This is a genomic window from Mesorhizobium sp. M7A.F.Ca.CA.004.04.2.1, assembly GCF_004022825.1.
GTDB lineage: Bacteria > Pseudomonadota > Alphaproteobacteria > Rhizobiales > Rhizobiaceae > Mesorhizobium.
This window is the reverse complement of sequence record NZ_RZPH01000719.1, coordinates 1-3200: the sequence shown is the minus strand read 5'-3', so window position 1 is coordinate 3200 and position 3200 is coordinate 1. Positions and strand designations below refer to the sequence as shown.

The 3200-nt window shown below is 58.0% G+C and carries 2 protein-coding genes; both read right to left on the bottom strand.

The window, feature by feature from the left end; translation table 11 throughout:
* Positions 1-2348: sulfotransferase (locus tag EN893_RS25820; RefSeq protein WP_245490907.1), on the bottom strand; the 2348-nt coding region annotated here is incomplete at its 3' end.
* The gene (gene rfbD, locus EN893_RS25815; RefSeq protein WP_128361873.1) at positions 2345-3199 is read right to left on the bottom strand and encodes a dTDP-4-dehydrorhamnose reductase; all 855 of its coding nucleotides are present in this window, start codon (positions 3197-3199) and stop codon (positions 2345-2347) included. The genes rfbD and EN893_RS25820, both read right to left, overlap by 4 nt.
* Between the last annotated feature and the right edge of the window lies 1 nt (position 3200).

Genomic DNA, 3200 nt, shown 5'->3' with positions numbered 1-3200 from the left:
AACAGCGAAGGAAAGGTCGAAAACGCCGCTCTCTTCAATTTTCGCTTGAGGTCGGTGGAGAGCGGCACATTGTGCCAACAACCGTAGGCACCCCGAATCGCCAAGCGGCGGACCCTTATGCGAACATCGCCGATAGCGCGGACGCGGCTCCCAATCCCCCGCAGAGGCTTGGTCACTCGCCAGGATGTGCTGGCATAAACGGCATCGAGAACCTCATGCAACCGGATTTCCTCGGATCGCGCCTCGTCGCGATCCGCAAGCAGCGCACTCGTCGCCCTGTGCGCCATCGACAAATTTTCTTGCAAGAGTTCGATCTCTTTGTCTCTCGCAATGATCTGTGCCCGTTCTCGAGCGATCTCTTCGTCTCTCGCGCTAACTTGTGCCCTTGTGCCTGAGATCTCGTCTTTGTGGGTCCGGATCTGTTCACGCATATCAGCTATCTCGCTGGAGAAAGCCTCGATGCGTGCCCCGTGATGTCCCAACAACTTCCTGTTGGTTTCGATCTCCTCCTCCATGGTTGTTGACTTCAACGACCATGGATTTCCGGTTTGATCGATCGCCTTGCTCTTCGTGTCGTCGAGAGGAACCACGCTCCCGTCGGCGAGCGCGACCTGCCCGTGCACGTTGCGCGCGCCGAGGACGTTTTCCGGAATAGGCAGCTTCGTTACGATGCAAAGCGAGTTCAAGAACTCGACGGAATGAACCGACGCGAGAGAAGCCTCATCGAATGTGACTTTGTGCCTGTCGGCGAAAGTGGCCAAGGCATCGACCCGACGACGATCCAGTCCCCAATGCTCATGGTTGACTACATCAAGCAGGCGTTTGAAAAACGAGATTGAGGAAAGCGGATCGTAGAGACCGCCCTCGAACTCCTGCCAGTAACTGCAATGCAGATCTTCGGCGATGTACATGCCCCCTTCGGAAAGGTGGGGGAAATATCGCGCGAACGAGCGTATTATATCCGAGGATAGGTGCGATCCGTCATCAATTATAATATCATATTTTTCCGACATCGAGATGATGTCGCGCTCCGTTTCATCAGTATTGGCGTCACCTACGGAGATCTTTATCTTCCGGCTGTCGAAAACGAGATTTCCGCAAGCCAGATTGACGTCACAGCCAACGATTATTTCAGCATTGGGGAAATATTTCTGCCATATCTCCAGGGATCCGCCATTCTGAACTCCGATTTCCAGGATTCGAACCGGACTGTCTCGATACTCTGAAAAAATATGGTCATAGGTGCTGAGATAGATCGACCATTTATCCGACACTTTGCCGCGATGCGCATCGTACAGGTCACGAAGTGAAACGAATGGTTCCTGCTTTGCGGGCCGCGCATCGCGCTGTTTGGCTAATTGCTGCTGTTCCAACTTCTGCCGATGAAACACGCGGAGACGGCAATCAATTTCAAGGAAAAAAGCGTCGCCAAAAGTTCGTGAAACAGATTCGAACTCTGCTCTGATCCGATCAAGAATTTCTATTGCAACTGCATCAGTATCATCGGACCTGAGCGCTATCAGTGCGGTATAAGCGTCTTTGACCCAGTCAATGATGCGCGGGTCTGCGTCGAGCAACTCAGTGCTGGCGGCAAAGTGCTGATTGTCGGTAGCGAAATGCTCAGACAGCAGGGACTGCCATTTCACGTCGGGTACCGGCCAGTCTAGGCTGAGAGTAGCAGTGATCCCGTCGATACCCTGTCGCCAGTCATCAAGCAGACTCTCGTAAGACAACAAGATGCGTGACCGACCCCTAGTTGCGCGCTCGGCTTCCAATTCGTGGCGAAGCCAAAGAAGCGAACTGAAGCCCATCGTGAAACCGTTTCGGTTCGCCAGGGAAGCGATCACAGCCAACGGATTGCGGTCTATCAGCACATACCGAACATCGATGCGCATGCGCCTCAAGATCTCCGCATAAAGCGGCACGAAACGTGAGATACGCGGCTCCTTGAGCACAAAAAACGGCGCGCTGCCGTATTCCTCGTCGATCAGCCGCGCGATCTCTGCTTTGTAGAAGCGCAGACGCTGCGCGCCGAGATCGTTGGGATCGAAGGATCGCCAATCATCCCAGCTGCTTCCTGCTTCGTCCAGCATCTGGTCGTGCAGCGCAATGAGACGCTCCGGCTCCCAGTGACCCGTTGGATTGGATAGATTGGCGCCCAGCATGTTCTTAGGCAGTTCCGCGCCAAGCAGATTGATCGCCCTCGTCAGCGCGCTGGTGCCCGAGCGATGCATGCCGAGCACCATGATGCAGGTGCGTTTGGCTGCTTTCGGCTTTGCCTTGCGTGCCTTCGGCTCGTCGACGGGCGCGGCATCGCGCGTGTTTTCCGCTGAAGGGTGCTTGTTCATGCCGTCAATGCCTGTTTCGGCTCACCGGCTAGCAGCCGGCGCACCACCGCTTCCGTCGATTGCCGCCAGTCCGGTGCATTCCAGCCGAACGCCGCCGCGAATTTCGCGCTCGATAGCCGGGAATTGGCGGGGCGGCGCGCCTTGGTTGGGTAGTCCATCGTAGCAATGTCCCGTACCCGCGCCCAGGGACCACCCAACACGCGGCTTGTGTCGAGGATATGGCGGGCAAAGCCGCTCCAGTTGGCCTCGCCGGTTCCGGCCAGATGATAGATGCCGGATGCGGCGGCGCCCTCGTGCAGCCGTGCCGCCGCATGCAGGATTGCGTCGGCGATATCAAGTGCAGATGTCGGATTTCCCCACTGATCGGCCACCACCGCGATCTCGTCGCGGTCGGCGGCCAGCCGCAGCATGGTTTTCACGAAATTCTTGCCGAACGGGCTGTAGACCCATGCCGTGCGCAGGATCAGATGGTGCGGATTGGCTGATGCAACCGCCTGCTCGCCGGCAAGCTTGGAGGCGCCATAGACGCTGCGCGGTGCGGTGGCGTCGGTCTCGACATAGGCGGCGTCCTTGGTGCCGTCGAAGACATAGTCGGTCGAAAGATGGATGACGGGCACGCCCAGGCGGCTTGCTGCTTGCGCCACCTTGCCGGCTCCGGCGGCGTTCACCGCGAATGCCAGATCGGGCTCGTCCTCGGCCTGATCCACCGCCGTGTAGGCGGCGGCCGACACGACGATATCAGGCTTCGCGGCCGCGATCGCTTCGATCACCGTGTCGGGTCTTGCGAGGTCGAGTTGCGGACGGCCAATGGCGATGACCTCAACGCCGGCGGCCGCCTGGCCGGCCTCCAGA